Origin of the sequence: Candidatus Accumulibacter similis (assembly GCA_013347225.1) — a bacterium.
GTDB lineage: Bacteria > Pseudomonadota > Gammaproteobacteria > Burkholderiales > Rhodocyclaceae > Accumulibacter > Accumulibacter similis.
This window is the reverse complement of record CP054595.1, coordinates 48,960-65,642: the sequence shown is the minus strand read 5'-3', so window position 1 is coordinate 65,642 and position 16,683 is coordinate 48,960. Positions and strand designations below refer to the sequence as shown.

Annotated in this window: 15 protein-coding genes; 7 read left to right on the top strand and 8 right to left on the bottom strand. The window is 64.1% G+C overall.

Annotated features, from left to right (window positions below; all coding sequences use genetic code 11):
• Nucleotides 1–142: 142 nt before the first annotated feature.
• Both HT579_00300 and HT579_00295 read right to left on the bottom strand, forming a co-directional pair.
• Nucleotides 143–1,348 (bottom strand): pyridoxal-dependent decarboxylase, exosortase A system-associated, encoded by a 1,206-nt coding sequence (locus tag HT579_00300; protein ID QKS27538.1) that lies wholly within the window; start codon nucleotides 1,346–1,348, stop codon nucleotides 143–145.
• A 220-nt stretch (nucleotides 1,349–1,568) separates the two neighbouring features.
• On the bottom strand, nucleotides 1,569–3,203 hold the full coding sequence (locus HT579_00295) for an acyl-CoA ligase (AMP-forming), exosortase A system-associated (protein ID QKS27537.1): 1,635 nt from the start codon (nucleotides 3,201–3,203) through the stop codon (nucleotides 1,569–1,571).
• 395 nt (nucleotides 3,204–3,598) lie between these two features.
• Here HT579_00295 and HT579_00290 point away from each other — a divergent pair, with 395 nt between their 5' ends.
• From HT579_00290 to HT579_00275, 4 genes are all read left to right on the top strand, one after another.
• Nucleotides 3,599–3,916, top strand: a complete 318-nt coding sequence (locus HT579_00290) for a DUF485 domain-containing protein (protein QKS27536.1) — start codon at nucleotides 3,599–3,601, stop codon at nucleotides 3,914–3,916.
• Complete coding sequence (locus HT579_00285) at nucleotides 3,916–5,640, top strand: cation acetate symporter (protein QKS31414.1); 1,725 nt, start codon at nucleotides 3,916–3,918, stop codon at nucleotides 5,638–5,640. The genes HT579_00290 and HT579_00285 overlap by 1 nt, the downstream gene beginning before the upstream one ends.
• A gap of 325 nt (nucleotides 5,641–5,965) precedes the next feature.
• Nucleotides 5,966–6,244: a hypothetical protein gene (locus HT579_00280; GenBank protein ID QKS27535.1), complete on the top strand. Its 279-nt coding sequence runs from the start codon at nucleotides 5,966–5,968 to the stop codon at nucleotides 6,242–6,244.
• A gap of 18 nt (nucleotides 6,245–6,262) precedes the next feature.
• Entirely contained in the window at nucleotides 6,263–6,739 is a 477-nt protein-coding gene (locus HT579_00275; protein ID QKS27534.1) for a tRNA (cytidine(34)-2'-O)-methyltransferase, read from the top strand.
• 20 nt (nucleotides 6,740–6,759) lie between these two features.
• On the opposite strand, the gene HT579_00270 is transcribed toward HT579_00275, so the two are convergent.
• From HT579_00270 to HT579_00245, 6 genes are all read right to left on the bottom strand, one after another.
• The gene (locus tag HT579_00270) at nucleotides 6,760–7,746 is read right to left on the bottom strand and encodes an NAD(P)-dependent glycerol-3-phosphate dehydrogenase (GenBank protein QKS27533.1); all 987 of its coding nucleotides are present in this window, start codon (nucleotides 7,744–7,746) and stop codon (nucleotides 6,760–6,762) included.
• Complete coding sequence (locus tag HT579_00265; GenBank protein ID QKS27532.1) at nucleotides 7,728–8,381, bottom strand: chorismate lyase; 654 nt, start codon at nucleotides 8,379–8,381, stop codon at nucleotides 7,728–7,730. Before HT579_00265 ends, HT579_00270 begins: the two co-directional genes overlap by 19 nt.
• Before the next feature lie 139 nt (nucleotides 8,382–8,520).
• Nucleotides 8,521–8,895: a DUF192 domain-containing protein gene (locus HT579_00260; GenBank protein QKS31413.1), complete on the bottom strand. Its 375-nt coding sequence runs from the start codon at nucleotides 8,893–8,895 to the stop codon at nucleotides 8,521–8,523.
• 638 nt (nucleotides 8,896–9,533) lie between these two features.
• A complete protein-coding gene (locus HT579_00255; GenBank protein QKS27531.1) occupies nucleotides 9,534–11,123 on the bottom strand; it encodes a c-type cytochrome in 1,590 nt (529 codons plus the stop codon).
• Nucleotides 11,120–12,316, bottom strand: a complete 1,197-nt coding sequence (gene nirJ, locus HT579_00250) for a heme d1 biosynthesis radical SAM protein NirJ (GenBank protein ID QKS27530.1) — start codon at nucleotides 12,314–12,316, stop codon at nucleotides 11,120–11,122. The genes HT579_00255 and nirJ overlap by 4 nt, the downstream gene beginning before the upstream one ends.
• 171 nt (nucleotides 12,317–12,487) lie before the next feature.
• A complete protein-coding gene (locus tag HT579_00245) occupies nucleotides 12,488–13,111 on the bottom strand; it encodes a DUF4337 domain-containing protein (GenBank protein ID QKS27529.1) in 624 nt (207 codons plus the stop codon).
• 768 nt (nucleotides 13,112–13,879) lie between these two features.
• Between HT579_00245 and HT579_00240 the strand changes: the two genes are divergently transcribed.
• The 3 genes from HT579_00240 to HT579_00230 all read left to right on the top strand — a co-directional run bounded on the left by HT579_00240 (nucleotide 13,880) and on the right by HT579_00230 (nucleotide 16,473).
• Nucleotides 13,880–14,281, top strand: coding sequence for a hypothetical protein (locus HT579_00240; GenBank protein ID QKS27528.1), 402 nt, complete (start codon nucleotides 13,880–13,882; stop codon nucleotides 14,279–14,281).
• 647 nt (nucleotides 14,282–14,928) lie between these two features.
• Nucleotides 14,929–15,237 (top strand): hypothetical protein, encoded by a 309-nt coding sequence (locus HT579_00235; protein ID QKS27527.1) that lies wholly within the window; start codon nucleotides 14,929–14,931, stop codon nucleotides 15,235–15,237.
• A 108-nt stretch (nucleotides 15,238–15,345) separates the two neighbouring features.
• A complete protein-coding gene (locus tag HT579_00230; protein ID QKS31412.1) occupies nucleotides 15,346–16,473 on the top strand; it encodes an ISAs1 family transposase in 1,128 nt (375 codons plus the stop codon).
• Nucleotides 16,474–16,683 lie beyond the last annotated feature (210 nt).

Genomic DNA, 16,683 nt, shown 5'->3' with positions numbered 1-16,683 from the left:
CCCACCCGTGCACCGGATTGCCCGGTCAGCGATCGGTTGCAGCATGATCGGCAGCGAAAGGCTCTTGAGATGGGTGGCATGGGGGTGGCTGTTCGTCCCGGACGGCTTCGTTCACAATCCGAAGCCTGGCCCGGGCTGGTAGTCAGACAAGGACCTCGAGGCAGGTGGGATGGCCGAGAAAAGCCTGTGGACTGGCGGACAATCCGTAGGCGCCGGATTGGAAGATGACCACCAGATCACCCGGCTGCGCATCGGCCAGCGGCATCCGGTCTGCGAGCAGGTCGAGTGGTGTGCACAGGGGCCCGACGACCGACGCGGTGATGCTGGTCGGTGCCCCGAGTCGGTTACCGATCGCCACCGGGTAGTTCTTGCGGATCACTTGGCCGAAATTGCCCGAGGCCGAGAGATGGTGGTGCAGTCCGCCATCGGCAACGAGGAAGACCTGGCCGCGCGACACCTTGCGATCGATGATCCGGCTGACGTAGACTCCGGCCTCGCCGACGAGATAGCGTCCGAGCTCGATGACCAGCCTGGCGGCCGGCAGTTCGTGCGCAGCACGCTCCGCGATCGTTGCCAGGCCCGCCGCAACTGGCGCCAGTTCGAGCGGGCGCTCGCCAGGAAAGTAGGGAATGCCGAAGCCACCACCCAGATTGAGGAAGCGGACGCTCGCCGGCGCGAAACTGGAGAGCCGTAGAGCCAGTTCGTAGCTCTTGATCTGTGCTTCGACGATCGCTTCGGCGCGCAGATTCTGCGAGCCCGCGAAGAGATGAAAACCCTCGAAGGCGAGACCGGCACGGCCGATCCCGGCGAGCAATTCCGGCACCTGTTCGGCATCGACGCCGAACTGCCGGGCCCCGCCGCCCATCTTCATGCCCGAACTCTTGAGCTCGAAGTCCGGATTGACGCGCACCGCCACGCGTGCGGCAAGACCGGCATCGGCACTGATTGCTGCCAGTTCATCGATCTCGCGCGGCGATTCGATATTGATCAGGATTCCGGCAGCGACTGCCTGGCGCAGCTCGCCGCGCCCCTTGCCCGGTCCGGCAAAACTGATTTCCTCTGGATTGGCGCCGGCATCGAGCGCCACCTTGAGTTCCCCGGCCGAGGCGACGTCGATGCCGTCAACCAGTCTCGCCATGTGGCACACCAGAGCCGGCATCGGATTGGCCTTCATGGCGTAGTGCAGCCTTACGCCGTCTGGCAGCAACGATCGCAGCTCGGCGACCCTGGTCGCGAGCAGCCGCCGGTCGTAGGCGTAGAAGGGAGTCTGGCCAACCCGTGCGGCGAGGCGGCTGAGTGGCACGCCACCGATGACAAGTTCACCGTTCAGTACCGGAAACTGATGCATCGGTGCATGTGCAGGCGGAGTTCGTTCGCTGTTGGTCACCACGGACTGGCCTTGGAGGGTCGTTGTATGGTTGGGCGCTGCACGTTCGCACCCAGCGGCAGGCAGCGCGCCGTCCGCCGGTTATTCCTGTGGTGACCGGCAGTCGCGGTCGCGGCTGTCAACGGGCTGGCACCAATGCCCGCTGGCTGCCGGCGTTGCTGTGGGGGGCATGCGAAATCCATCAACCTGACCCGGATGGGATCTGAGTCGCCGCAGCGCATCCCTCTGCGGCAGCCCGGAATTCGCTTGCCAGAGTCTTGCGGTCGAGCTTGCCGTTCGGGTTGCGCGGCAGGGGGCCGTGGCGCAGGCTGATGCCCGCCGGTACCATGTAGGCCGGCATCCGCTGCCGACATTCGGCGAACAACTGGTCGGAGTCGAGGCTGTCGCCCTCGGCCGGAGTGGCGATCAACTGAATCGCCTGGCCGAGCATCGGGTGGTCGACGCCGAAGGCCACGCACTCCCCAACGAGTCGGGTCGCATAGACGATTTCCTCGACCTCGGTCGGACTCACCCGGTAGCCGGAGGTCTTGATCATTTCGTCACGCCGGCCGATGAAATAGAGGAAGCCATCTTCGTCCATGCTGACGGTGTCACCCGAGAAGACTGCGAGTTCCGGCAGCACCAGTCCGGCATCGCGGCCGGCAACGCCGGCGGGCAGTGGCCTGTACCGCTCGGCCGTCTTCTCGCGGTCGTTCCAGTAACCGAGAGCGACGAGGGCGCCGCGATGGACCAGTTCGCCCGGCTCATTGGCGACGCAGGGCGACCCGTCCTCCCGCAAGACCAGGATCTCGGCATTGGGGATCGCCTTGCCGATCGAGTCCGGCCGTCGGTCGACCTCGTCCGGCGGCAGGAAGGTCGAACGGAAGGCCTCGGTCAGGCCATACATCAGGTAGGGTTTGCTGTTCGGCAAGCGCGCTCGCAAAGCGGCCAGGGTCGCACGCGGCATGCGCCCGCCGGTGTTGGCGAAGTAGCGCAGCTGCTGGCTGATGACCGCTGGCCACTCCAGCCGCGCGAGCTGGATATACAGCGGCGGCACTGCCGTGAGCCCGCTGACCCGCTCGCGAGCCAGCACCTTGAGGATGTCCTGCGGCAGCAGGTAGTTCAGCAGGACGGCACGGGCGCCGACATGGAAGGCTGTCGTCAACTGGCTGAAGCCGGCATCGAAGGACAGCGGCAGCGCCGCCAGCAGGGTGTCCTCGGCGGTGTTCTCGAGATAGCCGGCAACGCTCACGGCGCCGGCAACCATGTTGCGGTGCGACAGGACCACGCCCTTCGGTTTGCCGGTGCTGCCGGACGTGTAGAGGATTGCCGCCATGTCTGTGTCGATCACTCGGTGGCCACCGCGCCCCGAAGTGCCCAGCAGTTCGTCCCATCCCAGACTGACGAGCGGGCTCTCGGGAGGGGCCGGGGCGCGGCTGTTGACGGTGATCAGGTGGCGCAGGTCGCGGCAGGATGACAGCACCGGCGTCAGCAATGCGAGTCGCTCGCTGGAGCTGACCAGCGCGCGCACGTTGCAGTCGCGCATGATGTAGCCGACCTGTTCGGCCTTGAGCAGCGGATTCAGCGGCACGAAGACACAGCCGGCGGCAGCAGCGCCGAAACTGGCGACGACCGTTTCAAGGCGCTTTTCGAGGTAAATGGCGACCCTCTCACCGCGCTGCAGGCCCAGTTCGATCAGGCCGCTGGCAAAGCCGGCAACCGCGGCTTGCAGCTCACCGTAGCTCATCGAGTGGTCGCCGCAGGTCAGGGCGCTGGCTCCGGGCTGGCGACTTGCTGAGCAGCGGATCAGGTCCGGAAGCAGACTGGCATCGTTCATCTTGTCGGAGGCGGCGGCTGGTGGTGGAGTCGAATTCTAACCAGAAGAGGCCTGTCGGCCGTGAAATTGTTGCCACTGAAGTGAAACCGGCGCAATGTCCGCGCCTCGCCGGGTTCACAACTTCCCGCCGTGCCTCGCGATTCGGGTTTGGGTGATCCGGCCGTGAAGCAAGCGCCCATCGCGGAACCACACCAGCAGCCCTCCAGGGAGCTGTAGCTGCGTCGGAGAATCGGGAACTGCGGCGCAACAGCGGGCTTCCGAAGCCGGTCCTGCCGCACGCGACGACTAACGCCCAGCCGTGGTCTGGTAAGAATGGCGTAAGCAATGGTCGCTATGCTAGGTGTGCGGTCATTATGAACGAGGCCGGATATTCCATACCTATCGGAGACAATCGAATGGCTAACGACGACATCGTTGCACGGATTGAAGCCAATCCCAAATACCACGAGCTGGTTCGCAAGCGCTCGAGTTACAGCATCATCATGTCCATCCTGATGATCATCGCCTACTACGGATACATTCTTCTCATTGCCTTCAACAAGGAGTGGCTGGGAACGCCGCTTGCTCCGGGGATGGTGACGACGATCGGCATCCCCCTGGGTGTTGGCGTGATCGTGTTTACCATCGCCATCACCAACGTCTATGTGCGCAAGGCGAATTCCGATTTCGACGATATGAGCGCCGAAGTCATCAAGGAGGCCAACCAAAAATGATCAACCAGACGCTGCGTAATACCCTGTTCGTGGGGGCTGGATTGCTCGCTGCTGGTGGAGCTTTCGCCGCCGGAGCCGATCTCGGCAATACCACCAAACAGGCGACCAACTGGGTGGCAATCGCCATGTTCGCCATTTTCGTCGCCGTGACCTTGGGTATCACCAAGTGGGCAGCGGCACGGACGAAGTCCGCGGCGGACTTCTATACGGCCGGCGGCGGCATTACCGGGTTTCAGAACGGACTGGCGATTGCCGGTGACTACATGTCGGCAGCGTCCTTCCTCGGCATTTCGGGGCTGGTCTTTGCCAATGGCTTTGACGGACTGATCTTCTCGATCGGCTGGCTCGTCGGCTGGCCGGTGATCACCTTCCTGATGGCCGAGCGTCTGCGCAACCTCGGGAAATTCACCTTTGCCGACGTGGCCGCCTACCGTTTCTCGCAAGTGCCGATGCGCAGCTTCGCAGCGACCGGTTCGCTGGTCGTCGTGGCCTTCTACATGATCGCCCAGATGGTTGGTGCCGGGCAACTGATCAAGGTGCTGTTCGGCCTCGAGTACACCTATGCCGTCATTATCGTTGGCGTGCTGATGATGTGCTACGTCCTTTTCGGGGGCATGACTGCGACCACCTGGGTGCAGATCATCAAGGCCATCATGCTGCTGACCGGTGCCACCTTCATGGCGCTGGCCGTGCTCTTCCAGTTCGGCTTCAATCCCGAGGCGCTTTTCGCCAAGGCCGTCGAGGTGCATGCCAAGCACGGCGCCATCATGGCACCGGGTGGGCTGATCAAGGATCCGGTGTCGGCCATCTCCGTCGGCATGGCACTGATGTTCGGCACCGCCGGCCTGCCACACATCCTGATGCGCTTCTTCACCGTGCCCAGCGCCAAGGAAGCACGCAAGTCCGTCGGTTGGGCGACTACCTGGATCGGTTACTTCTACATCCTGACCTTCATCATCGGTTTCGGCGCCATCGTCATGCTGACGCAGGACCCGGCAACCTATTACGTGCCGAAGATGGTCGACGGCGTACAGGCGATTGGTGCCGACGGCAAACCGGTCTGGGACGGCCTGCGCGGCGGCGGCAACATGGCCGCCATTCACCTGTCGAACGCCGTCGGCGGCAATGTCTTCCTCGGCTTCATCTCGGCCGTGGCCTTTGCGACGATCCTGGCAGTGGTTGCCGGGCTGACGCTGTCGGGTGCTTCGGCAGTTTCGCATGACCTCTATGCGACGGTGTTCAAGCACGGCAACGCCGATTCCGCTTCGGAACTGCGCGTCTCGAAGATCACGACCGTCTGCCTCGGCATCGTCGCGGTCTTCCTCGGGATTGCCTTCGAGAAGGAGAACGTCGCCTACATGGTGATGCTCGCCTTTGCCATCGCCTGCTCGGCCAACTTCCCGGTGCTCTTCATGTCGGTGCTGTGGAAGGATTGCACGACCAAGGGCGCGGTCGCTGGTGGCGTGGTTGGCCTTGTTGCCTCGGTGGTGCTGACGGTTCTGTCCGCTTCCGTCTGGGAGGCCGTGCTGAAGAATCCGAAGGGGAGCGCCTGGTTCCCCTACTCGTCGCCAGCGCTGTTCTCGATGACCGCTGCTTTCGTGGTGATCTATCTGGTGTCGAAGATGGACAACAGTGCGCAGGCCAAGCTCGAGCGCTCGTTGTACCCGGCACAGAAGGTCCGCTCGGAAACGGGTGTCGGCGCCGCCACGGCTTCGGGCCACTAGCCGAAACAGAGACTCCCTCTGCCTCAGGGCGCGGCTGATCCAGCCGCGCCGACGGCCCGGCAGTTGCAGAACGCCGCTTCGGCGATGTCGTGCAACTACCGGGCCTCTTGGCGACTGCCGACCAGGAATGCTGTGGCCGTTCTCCTCTCGGTCGTCGGCCATGACGAATCGCCCGCCCGCGCCGGGCGGTCGGCAGGGGCAGGCTGTACTGCCAGCGCGTCGCGGATGCAAGCAATGGCATCGCCGCGGCAGCGTGCGGCCGAGAGACGCGGGGATTTGCGCTACGGCACCGCCGCACCCACCCACCAGCAGCGAAAGGAAGAACATGCAAACCAGTTTCGCCGACGGCATCCTCAATATTGCCGTTACCGGACCGCTGATCCGGATCGATTTCGGCACTGCGACGCCCGCGACCAATGCCGAAGGAAAGCAGGAGGTTCATCTGGCTCCGACGCAGCAGGTGGTGATGCCCCTGGAGGGTTTCGTCCGCTCCTTCGGGCTGCAGGAACAGATCGTTCGCAAGTTGATCGCCGACGGCGTGATCAAGGTGCAGGCGCCGCTGCCGGCAACGGAGCTGATCAACACTTCGGGTCTGACACAGTAGGGCAGGGGGGCACCAGAGATGTTCGAGGTAGTTCTGGTTTGCCCCGAAATCCCGCCGAATACCGGCAACGTCATTCGCCTCTGCGCCAATGCCGGCGCGCGGCTCCATCTGGTGCGGCCGCTCGGCTTCGAGCTCAGCGAGTATCGGCTGCGCCGCGCGGGCATGGATTATGCCGAGCTGACAGCGGTCTGCGTCCATGCCGACTGGGCAAGCTGCAGCGCGAAACTGGCGGAGCTTTCGCCACGCGCGCAGCGCTTTGCGTTGACCACCAAAGGCAGCGCGCATCCCGCCAATGCCGGCTTTCACGCCGGCGACATATTGGTTTTCGGCCGGGAAACGAGCGGCCTGCCGGACGAGATCCTCGCCGAGTTTCCGCCCGATCACCGCCTGCGCCTGCCGATGGTGGCCAACAACCGCAGCATCAACCTGTCCAATGCGGTCGCCATCACCGTCTATGAGGCCTGGCGGCAGATCGGCTACCGCGGCGCCTGTTGAGCGGGACGAGACGGAGCCTGCTAGGCGTCCTCGAAAACGATGTCCCGATCCATCAGCGCCGCGACGCCTTCGATCGGGCTCACGCTGCCGTCCAGCAGGGTGCACACCCAGTCTGTGATCGGCATCCGGACTCCGAGCGCTGCGGCACGCCGCTGCACTTCGCGCGCTGCGGGAACGCCTTCGGCGACCTGTCCGAGCTGCGCGGTGATCTGATCCAGTGGCTTGCCCGCAGCGAGCATCAGCCCGACACGGCGATTGCGTGAGAGGTCTCCGGTGCAGGTGAGGATCAGGTCACCCATGCCGGAAAGGCCCATGAAGGTCTCCGGGCGGCCACCCAGAGCCCTGCCGAAGCGGGTGATCTCGTGCAGACCACGGGTGAGTAGCGCCGCACGCGCGTTCATGCCCAGCCCGAGGCCATCGCAGACGCCGGTGGCGATCGCCATGACGTTCTTCACCGCACCGCCGACCTCCGCGCCGATGACGTCGTCGCCGGCGTAGATTCGCAGGCGCGGCCGGCGCAGACGGCCGGCGCAGAAGAGTGCGAAGTCGGCGTCTGTGGACGCAATGGTGACCGCGGTGGGGAGACCGCGAGCCAGCTCCTCGGCAAAACTCGGTCCGGTCAGGGCGCCACACAGACGCTTGCCCAGCACCTCCTGGACGACCTGATGCGGCAGCAGTCCGGTACCTCGTTCCAGGCCCTTGCAGACCCACAGGAACGGTGTTTCGCTGCCGCAGTCCCGTAGGCGCTGCAGGGTGGTCCGCAATCCGGCCAGCGGGGCTGCGATCAGAACCAGATCGGCGTCGCGTGTGGCCGCCGCGACATCGGCCATGCCGGTCAACGCTGGCGGGAAACGATGACCGGGCAGGTAGCGCGAGTTCTCGCGCTCGGACTGCAGACGACGAACCTGCTCGGCATCGCGCGCCCACAGGATGACCGGGTGGGCGTCAGCGAAAGCAATGGCCAGAGCGGTACCCCAGGCTCCGGCACCTAGAACGGTGATCTGCACGGCGCTTTCCCCTCCAGGATTGAGCGACAAAGGTCCGAGTCGTGCCACGAAGAGTCGGCGCTGCTCGCCAGCACCCCGACATCCGGCGTCAGTAGCAGCAATGCCGGCGAGAATACCTCGGTGACGAGGACCGACTGCGCACCGAAGCCGAAGTGTGAGCGTCGCGCCCAGAGGGCGGACGGAATTCCGCCCGCAAACTGCAGCGCCTGCACGGCCGGCGCGAACAGGGTGTGCCGCTGATCGAGCCGTTGGAACTTCATCGGGCTACGGCTGAAGCCGACGTGTGCGAACAGCAGGGCGCCGAGCGAACGCTCGCCAAGCCGCGCCAGCCAGCGGGTCAGCGGACCGCGTGGCTCGCAGGGCAGGACGGTATGCGCAAAGACCACGACGCGATCGTCGCAGCTCAGTGCCACCTCGCGGATCCACGCCCGCACGGCGGTTGGCAGTCCGAGCGCCAGTGCCTCGTCGGCTGTCGGCCGGCATCGCTGCTGGCGCAGGACGCGCAGGGCAAAGCGCCCGCGCGACTGAAGGCGCGCCGTCAGTGAACCGCGGTCACGCAGCCACGGCAGCAACGGCGCGCTGTCCTCAGTGCGCGTGATGCGGCCGCGCCATTGTTGCCCGCCCGCTGCACTCATTCGCCAGGCATCAGGCGTTGGCGGTGCAGGCGGCTCACCGTCGCGGCCGACTGCGGCCGCCGCCGTACCCGGAAGAGGGCAGCGGCGGCCTGCAGGGTCTTCCAGCTTACCCGACGCATGCTCATGAGGGCCCGGTCGGCTAACGTGGCGCCGGCGATTTCTCGACGCCCGCAATACGGGTTCCCGGCTTGATCCCCTTGTCCGAAAACCAGCCGAGGTTCATCTCGAGGGCAAAACTTGCTGCCCTGGCCGCACAGTGGCTGGTATCGGTCTCGGGTTGCATGTCCTCGATGTTCAGGATGAAGCCATCGCGGTCGAGAAAGGCCACCGACAGCGGCACGTAGGTGTTGCGCATCCACATGCAATGCCGGTCGGCCTGGCGAAAAACGAACAGCATGCCCTGGCCGGCAGGCAGGGTGCGGCGACTCATCAGGCCCTGCGCACGGCTCGCATCGTTGGCGGCGACTTCGGCTTCGATCCGGTACATGCCGGCACTCAGCTCGACGCGCGGCATCTGCGCCAGAGCGGTGGATGCCAGGAGTGGGGTGACGAGCAGGCCGCAGCACAGCGTACCGCGCAAGCAAAGCTCGGCGATGTTCACTGATCCACCGCTGCGACCGCCTGGCCGGCTGCAAAACGGGCCTGCGTCGTGAAAGATGTGGGCGTCACTTCTTCGCCGCCTTGGCCTTGCCCTGCGGCTTCGCGGCCGCACCGGGCTTGCCTCCCGCACCTGGCTTGGCTGGTGCCGGCGGACTGGCGGCCTTGGTCTTCGTGGCTGTTCTTGCCGCCGGTGGCTTGCCAGCAGCCGGTCGTTGCTTGCCTGCGGCTGTCTTCGCCGGCTGTCCGGCAGGGGCTGGCTTTGGGGCTTTCGCTCCTGCTTTCGGTGGTGCGCCGACAGCCTCGCCGAAGCTCACCGCACCCTCCTCATGTTCAGCCGCCTTCGGTACGGCGAGGGCGCCGAAACCTGGGCACGTCAAGGCGACTGCGATGCATGCCAGCGGCCAGAAACGGGAGCCTTTGCGGATGATGCTGTTCAATGGTCGGCCTTCTGTAAGGAACGATCTCGCGCAGGACGCTGCTTGCCGGTTGGCGATGCACCGAATCTTCCGCCTCACCCGGTTCACTGCCACACGGCCCGCGCAGAGACGCGGGTCAGTGGCTTGTCCCCTCGGACCTGCTTATTTTATTCCAGACGTTGTACTTTCCGACCGGTTTCCTTGCCGGAATGCGTTTGACCTCGCGCAGAGTCTCGGCGTCGATCACCAGCAGTGCGCCATCCATCTCCCACAGGCTCGCCAGAGCGTATCGGCCATCGCGCGTGAACTCGACGTGCGCCAGCGTCTGCCCCGGTTTGGCCCTGATCTGCGCGACGACTTCGAGCCTCTGCTTGTCGATCACCTGCAGCACGTTCCGGTTCTCCATGCTCATCATCGAGTCGGTGAAGGCGTAGCGCGAGTTCTCGTGACTGCGCAGGAAGAAGCCGGGGCCCAGCGTCGCGATCTGCTTCACATTCTCGTAGGTGTCGAGGTCGATGACCGTCACCAGCCCGGCATTGAGGTTGGGCGAGGCCATGACAGTTCGCTCACGGCCGGCGGGGTCCTTCCATTTCCAGGTGATCCCCGACCCCAGGTGCGGCATTCCGGGCAGGTCAAGCTCGGCGACCTTCTTCCGCCCATCAAGGAAGATCACCTGTCCCTTGGTCGCTGAACGCGACGAACCGAGAATCTCGTCGTAGCTCTGGGTGAAGAAGAAGTCGTCGAGGTAGTCAGTGAGAATCGTCCGCCGGGGGTGGAACATCCCCGGCTTGAACTCTCCTTCCCTGTACTGGAAATCATGCACCAGGCCTTCGGCGACCGGTTCGGCCGCTGGATCGTAGCTGAGCTCCCAGGCCTCGGGGACGTCCTTCAGCGCAACGACGAAGCTCTTGCGCGGTGCCGCATCATAAACCGCCGACACGCGCGAGGTCTTGTTCCCGGCTGCATTCCAGGTCGGAATGATCCTCACCAGAGAGAGATCCATGGCGTCGAGCAGGACCAGGCTGTGCGGCAGGTAGTTGGCGACCAGAACCCATTTGCCGTCGCCGGAGACCGCCGCATTGCGCGTGTTGAGTCCCGCCCGCACCTCGGCGACGACGACCAGGTTGTAGAGGTCGAACTTGCTGATCCAGCCGTCACGGGAAGCGAAGTAGACGAAACGGCCGTCCGGCGAGAACTTGGGCCCGCCGTGCAGCGCATAACGACTCGGGAAGCGGTGCAGACGTTCCAGCTGGTCGCCGTCGAGTACCGAAACGTGATGGTCGCCGGTTTCGACGACGATGAAGAGATTCAGCGGATCGGCACCCTTGAGCCCAGGGCCCGGTTGCGCCGGCAGCCGGGTGGCAGCCGCATCGACGAAATGCGAGTTGCGGATCTCGTTCTCGCCCCAGACCGGCGCCGGAACCACCGGCGTGTAGATCCACTCGGCCAGTTGCTGAAGCTCCTCCGCACTCAGCTTGCCGGCAAAGCCCGGCATCTGCGTCGCCACCCGCCCGTCACGAATGACGTTCAGCGCTTCGGGTTTGCGCAAGCGCTCGAGGTTTTCCGGTAGCAAAGCCGGCCCGACACCACCCAGACGCGTCTCGCCGTGGCAGGCGGAGCAGTGCTCCTGATAGCCGGTGCGTACATCGGCAGCGGCAGCAGAGCCGGCGACACTGACGAGCGCGGTGAACAGGCATGGCGCGGCCAAGCGACGCAGCGACTTCATGGGGCTCTCCTGATGGCGATGGGCCGGCTGTCGGTCACGCGCCCATCCCCAGGAGCGATGCCGATTTCAGCGTCGTCGAGATAACAGCCGGGATCCTCCGCCCACGCGTCGCCAGTCAGTTGCTGGGCGCGGACGCGCGTGTTGCCGTTGCAGATGTCGAAGTGCCGGCATTCGCCGCAGCGCCCGCCGACTTGGCGCGGGAAGCGCTTGAGGCCCGCCAGCAGGGGATCCGACACGTCCATCCAGATCTCGGAAAAGGGCCGCTGGCGAACGTTGCCCAGGGTGTGGTGCCACCACATGGTATCGGGATGAACGTTGCCGAGGTTGTCGATGTTGGCGACGTTGACACCGGAAGAGTTGCCGCCCCATTGCACCAGCCGCGCACGAATGCCCGCCGCCTTGTCCGGGAAGCGCCTGCTGACCCAGTGCAGGAAGTAGACGCCGTCGGCGTCGTTGTTGCCGCTGGTGAACTCCTTGCGCAGCCCGCGCGCCTGGTACTCCCAGCAGGTCTCGAAGAGCAGGTCCATTGCCCACCGTGTCAACTGGTGCTGGGCGTCGTGCCGACGGTTCTTGTTGCCACGGCCGGCATAGTTGAGGTGCGAGAAGTAGAAGCGGTCGATCCCCTCGTCTTCGACGAGGGCCAGCAACTGCGGCAGATCGTGCGCGTTCTCCTGGGTCATCGTGAAGCGGACGCCGATCTTCAGGCCGAGATCGCGACACAGCCGAATACCCTGCAGCGATGCCTCGAAGGCCCCGCTCATCTGCCGGAAACGGTCATGCGTGGCGCCGATGCCGTCGAGCGACACCCCGACGTAGTCGAAGTCGCAGTCGGCGATGCGGTCAATGTTGGCCGGGTTGATGAGGGTGCCATTGGACGACAGGCCGACGTAGAAGCCCAGCGACTTGGCGCGGCGGGCGATGTCGAAGATGTCGGGCCGCAGCAGTGGTTCGCCGCCGGAGAGGATCAGCACCGGCACGCGAAAACGCTGCAGATCATCCATCACCGCAAAGACTTCTTCGCTGCTCAGTTCGCCAGGGAAGTCCCTGTCGGTGGAGATCGAGTAGCAGTGTTTGCAGGTCAGGTTGCAGCGCCGAATGAGGTTCCAGATCACGACCGGCGCTGGCGGATTCCGCTTCGGACCGGCTGGTCGCGGTGTCGAGAGCTCCTGCATGTACTGTGAGATGCGAAACATCCAGCGGTCCTCGGGTGAAATCCAGCCATTAGAGGATAGCGCTTGCCCGTTGGCGTTGACATGGATCAAGCGCTTCGACGCACCGGGGCCGCGTCAAACCGGTCGGCGCGCCGAGCGCAGCGTCATGGGCCAAGGCAGCTCTGAATGCCGGCGAAGGAAGCGGTCGCGCGTTCAAGCGAAAGCTCCTGCCTGCAAGTAGGCCATGATGCAGTACACCGTTCCGACTGCGCCGAGCAGCACCATCAGTCCATAGAAGGTGTTTCGCATGCGCTCCCCCTTGAGAATCAGGCTGATGGCACCCATGACGAGGCAGATTTGCAGAAAGAAGGTGGCGATGTCGAAGGTGTCACCGACGGCGCCAAGCGCCTTGGCTTCCGCCTCCCATTCGCGCGCACCCTTGACTTGGCCGAGCTTGCCGTCTTCTTCAAGCACCCAGTTTTCCTGCCCGACGGCGGCCGAGCCGAGGAGGATCTCCTTGCGCTCCTTCCTGTAGCGGCCGATCTCCTTGTCGAGAGTCGCCATCAGGCTTCCCATGCGGCTTTCGCTCTCGGCTGGAATCACGCGCGATTCGAGGAGTATCCGCAGGATGTCGCGTTGTCCCTCGACCAGTGACTGCTTGATCCCCTTTGCCTGATACCAGTCGAAGGCGTTCGCTTTCTGGTTGTGCGCAATGATCTCGTCGTCACCGTACTTGCCGGCACCGAGTTCGTTGATCGCCAGAACCGCCGCCAACACCGCCAGCGTCAGGCCACAGAGCATCTCGAAGGTGCTGGACTTCTCGCTTTCATCACTCATCGCGCTTCTCCTATTGCAGTCACGTTGTGAAGCGCGAATTCTAGCGAAGGTGCAGCCCTTGTAGCCGGGAAAAGAGCGGCAGGCGAACACGCCGGTGGTGACCGGCGAGCAGGGTGTCCTCGGGGGCCAGTCAAGATCGTTGTCGCCGGAGCGGAAGGGGGCACTATCCGCGCTTTCGGCAGCGGCCAGCAGCCGGCGACTGGTCATGGGTAGCTTGCGCCACCCCTCTCGCCTGCGTGAGGCAGGTGCTCGTCCGGGCGGTGCGACGGAATGGTGTCAGGCAGCGAACTGCGGGTCGCGGGAAATTGGGATGGTGGCCGGTTCGAGACGCGGGTGTCGGTCGGGAAGCAAGCTGAGTGGCCTGGCGGTCGAGAGGCCGCCGGCCCTTCTCGGTTTAGGTCCAGCCCTTGGATAGGCGTTGAATGAACTGCAGTGACCATTCAACCCACAATCTGGGACCACAGGAGCGTCCCGCACCGCCCTGACGGTCAATACTCTGCGCTCGACGAACGACGCGCTCTTGCCGCGGTGCTAGCGAAAAACCTACACAACGCCTACACGAAAACCGAAAGCACCTAGCCCGACCTGTTGGGTCGGGCTAGGTGCTTTCTCTTTGTGGTGGTGCAATCGCACCCTGGATCACAACTCGCTATCGGAGCATGTGAGTACTGGTGAGGGTATGAGCGGAAAAGTGCGGATAGCGCCATGATAGGCCGCCAACGCATTGGAGACGGTCGTACGCTTCGGCGGCACAGACGCGGTCATTTCGTGTTCTATGTCGTTTCGTGTGGAAACGGCGTATGCGGAGGGGCATCGAGGGTGCGGCGATGTCAGGGGCGGACGAAGTCCGGGCGAAGCCGAACCCGTGACATCGCCGTACCCTCGCCAACGCTTCCGCAAGGCCGATGGTGGCAGACAGCCGCCATCGGCCTGGAGGAGAATGGTGGCTTTGCGCTGCTGATCGAAGTGCTGTTCACCCAGGCGCTGGGCTTGGTCCCTCCGTGGCAGATCGAGCGGGTCACTTTCGACCCGAAGGCTGGACGAATCGACTTCCAGGTGAGCTTCGGCGCCAGCCTGCCGCTCACCAACAATGCAGCCGAACGTCTGTTACGCCACTGGGTCATCGCTTGTCGCGTGAGCTTCGGCACCCGCAGCGAGCAAGAAGCTTGAGCGATTGCGTTCCTCGCCAGCATCATCGAAACTTGTCGCGCAAGAAAGGCGTCCGCCTGGGATTACCTCACCGCCGCCCTTCAGGCCGGCCGCCAAGGACTCCCGATGCCGCGTTGGCCCGCCGCCTCGGTAGGGGGGTGATTGGTTACAGCGCATGTGGTTTCTCAGCTCACATCGGTAAGCTGTTGAGAAAAGCGATGGGGCGGATCGTCTGATCGCCCACGACGGCATGCGCGCCGGCGCACAGCGGTCACGAACTCCGTCGTTCGTCCGGAGGCCGCGGGGGCTGGTGGCCAACTGGCGGGAAGGGGGAGTGAACGGTTACGTCTGCGCAGCGTCAGTCGGTAGTGGGAGCTCTTGTTGGCCGGTGGCGGAGTCGCGCGCGCATAAGGACACGGTCAGGTTAGAAGATCTCTGTACGGCATTCAGGTCCCTCTCTGCGTAGCGCTCGACCAAAGGAAACGTCGGCAGTATTCAGACCGCTTTGTCGGTTCTGCACATCTCTGAGAGAATAGCCACTTTGCGTCGCCGGGCGGCCACCGTGCAACTGAGCTTCTCCGATGTGGAGCACACCAACAGGAAAAATCGAACACGACGCGATCGGTTTCCGGCCTCGATCGAGGCCGGGGACACTGAGGGCGGCGCTGGTGGCTGAGGTCGATGGGGCGTCCCCGAAAGGCGGCTGTCAAGGCAGACCGGCGGTAGGCTTCGAACCGCTGCTGCGCATGGACCCGGCGCAGCAACGCGTCGGCCTCTGCGACGAGGGAATCGAGAACGCCCTCTATGCCAGTCACTCGATCCGAGGCTGCGTCGGGATAAACTTGGCTCGCGGGAGCACCCTCGATGCCTTGACGCTGCGCAAGATCTGTGGACTGCGTGACGAGCACCAATTTGTTGAGCGCATTTTCGAAGCCATCAAGGGTCCCCTGGCCGACAACGGCAGGGCGATCGCATGAATGCCATGGTCGTTACCCTTCGAAAATAGTCGTTTACGTTCAAGAAGTTACGAAGGGGCTGTTCACAGCTCATTGATTTGTGTAGTTTTCTGTCTTTTTGGAGTTTCCATGGAGACAGGAGGCGGGATTCGGTTGATGGATGTATGGGTGGGTGTGCGGGATCGCCGGCAGGCGAAGAAGGTCGAGCATGACCTCGTGGAGATGCTGGTGGTGGCGGTGTGCGCGGTGCTCTCGGGTGCGGATGGCTTCGTCGAAATCGAGGTCTGGGGGAAGGAGAAGCTCGACTGGCTGCGCCAGTATCTCAAACTGGAGCACGGCATTCCCTGCCATGACACGTTCGGGCGGGTGTTCGCGGCGATCGATCCCGAGGAGTTCGGTGCGGCTTTCCTGCGCTGGGTGGGCCAGGTCGTGCCGACGTTGCGCCGCGAGGAAGTCGTCGCGATCGATGGCAAGACGAGTCGTCGTTCGGGTCAAGCGGGTGCGACGCCGCTGCACTTGGTGAGCGCTGTCGCCGCCGAGGCCGGCGTGGTCCTTGGACAGCGTGCGACGGCTGCGAAGTCGAACGAGAAGACGGCCATTCCGGAACTGCTGACCACCCTGGCACTGGAAGGCTGCATCGTCACGCTTGACGCGATGGGTACGCAGCCCAACATCGCGCAGACCATTCGCGATCGCGGAGCCGACTATGTGCTGGCGGTCAAGGACAATCAGCCCACCCTGGCCGAGTCCATCGAAGATTTCGTCAGCGCCTTTGACGCCGCGCCGGAGCGGACCCCGCACCGGTTTCACGAAGTCGTCGAGAAAGACCATGGACGTCTGGAGGTGCGGCGCTGCCACGTCCTCGACCAGCTCGACTGCCTGCATGCGCCGGAACGATGGCCAGACCGGAAGTCCTTCGCGATGATCACCAGCGAGCGGACGATCGCTGGCAAGACCTCCGTCGAACGTCGCGTTTATCTCAGCAGCCTCGCTCCGGACGCCGAACGAATGAACTACGCCGTTCGCCAGCATTGGCGTGTCGAGAACAGTCTGCACTGGTGCATCGATGTCGTCCTCCGAGATGACCAGGCGCGCACGCGTACCGATCATTCTGCCCACAACCTTGCCGTCCTGCGCCAGTTCGTCCTCGACCTCCTACGCACCGCCCCGGTCAAACGCAAGGGCGGCCTCAAGGTGCAGCGCCTCATCGCCGCAACTTCCGACAGCTTCCGGGCTCAACTCCTGGGTCTTGTATAAGATTCATGCGATCGCCCTGCCGACAACGGACCTCTGCTGCGCGAAGGCAAGAACGTCGACGCCACGCTCATCACCGTCGCAGTTTCAAGCAAGAATGCCGAGAAGGCTTGCAAACCCGAGGTGCATCGGTCCAAGGGAGTCGAGCAACGGCACTTCGGTACGACGGCGTCCATCGACGTAGCTGCCGACGCCGGTCTGATCCACACCATG

Bases quoted from the DNA above. Each gene is read 5' to 3' on its own strand.
- HT579_00275 (QKS27534.1), top strand. From the start codon at position 6,263: ATGTTCGAGGTAGTTCTGGTTTGCCCCGAAATCCCGCCGAATACCGGC.
- HT579_00300 (QKS27538.1), bottom strand. From the start codon at position 1,348: ATGCATCAGTTTCCGGTACTGAACGGTGAACTTGTCATCGGTGGCGTG.
- HT579_00245 (QKS27529.1), bottom strand. From the start codon at position 13,111: ATGAGTGATGAAAGCGAGAAGTCCAGCACCTTCGAGATGCTCTGTGGC.
- nirJ (QKS27530.1), bottom strand. From the start codon at position 12,316: ATGTTTCGCATCTCACAGTACATGCAGGAGCTCTCGACACCGCGACCA.
- HT579_00255 (QKS27531.1), bottom strand. From the start codon at position 11,123: ATGAAGTCGCTGCGTCGCTTGGCCGCGCCATGCCTGTTCACCGCGCTC.
- HT579_00280 (QKS27535.1), top strand. From the start codon at position 5,966: ATGCAAACCAGTTTCGCCGACGGCATCCTCAATATTGCCGTTACCGGA.
- HT579_00260 (QKS31413.1), bottom strand. From the start codon at position 8,895: ATGCCGCGCGTCGAGCTGAGTGCCGGCATGTACCGGATCGAAGCCGAA.
- HT579_00230 (QKS31412.1), top strand. From the start codon at position 15,346: ATGGAGACAGGAGGCGGGATTCGGTTGATGGATGTATGGGTGGGTGTG.
- HT579_00290 (QKS27536.1), top strand. From the start codon at position 3,599: ATGGCTAACGACGACATCGTTGCACGGATTGAAGCCAATCCCAAATAC.
- HT579_00265 (QKS27532.1), bottom strand. From the start codon at position 8,381: ATGAGTGCAGCGGGCGGGCAACAATGGCGCGGCCGCATCACGCGCACT.
- HT579_00295 (QKS27537.1), bottom strand. From the start codon at position 3,203: ATGAACGATGCCAGTCTGCTTCCGGACCTGATCCGCTGCTCAGCAAGT.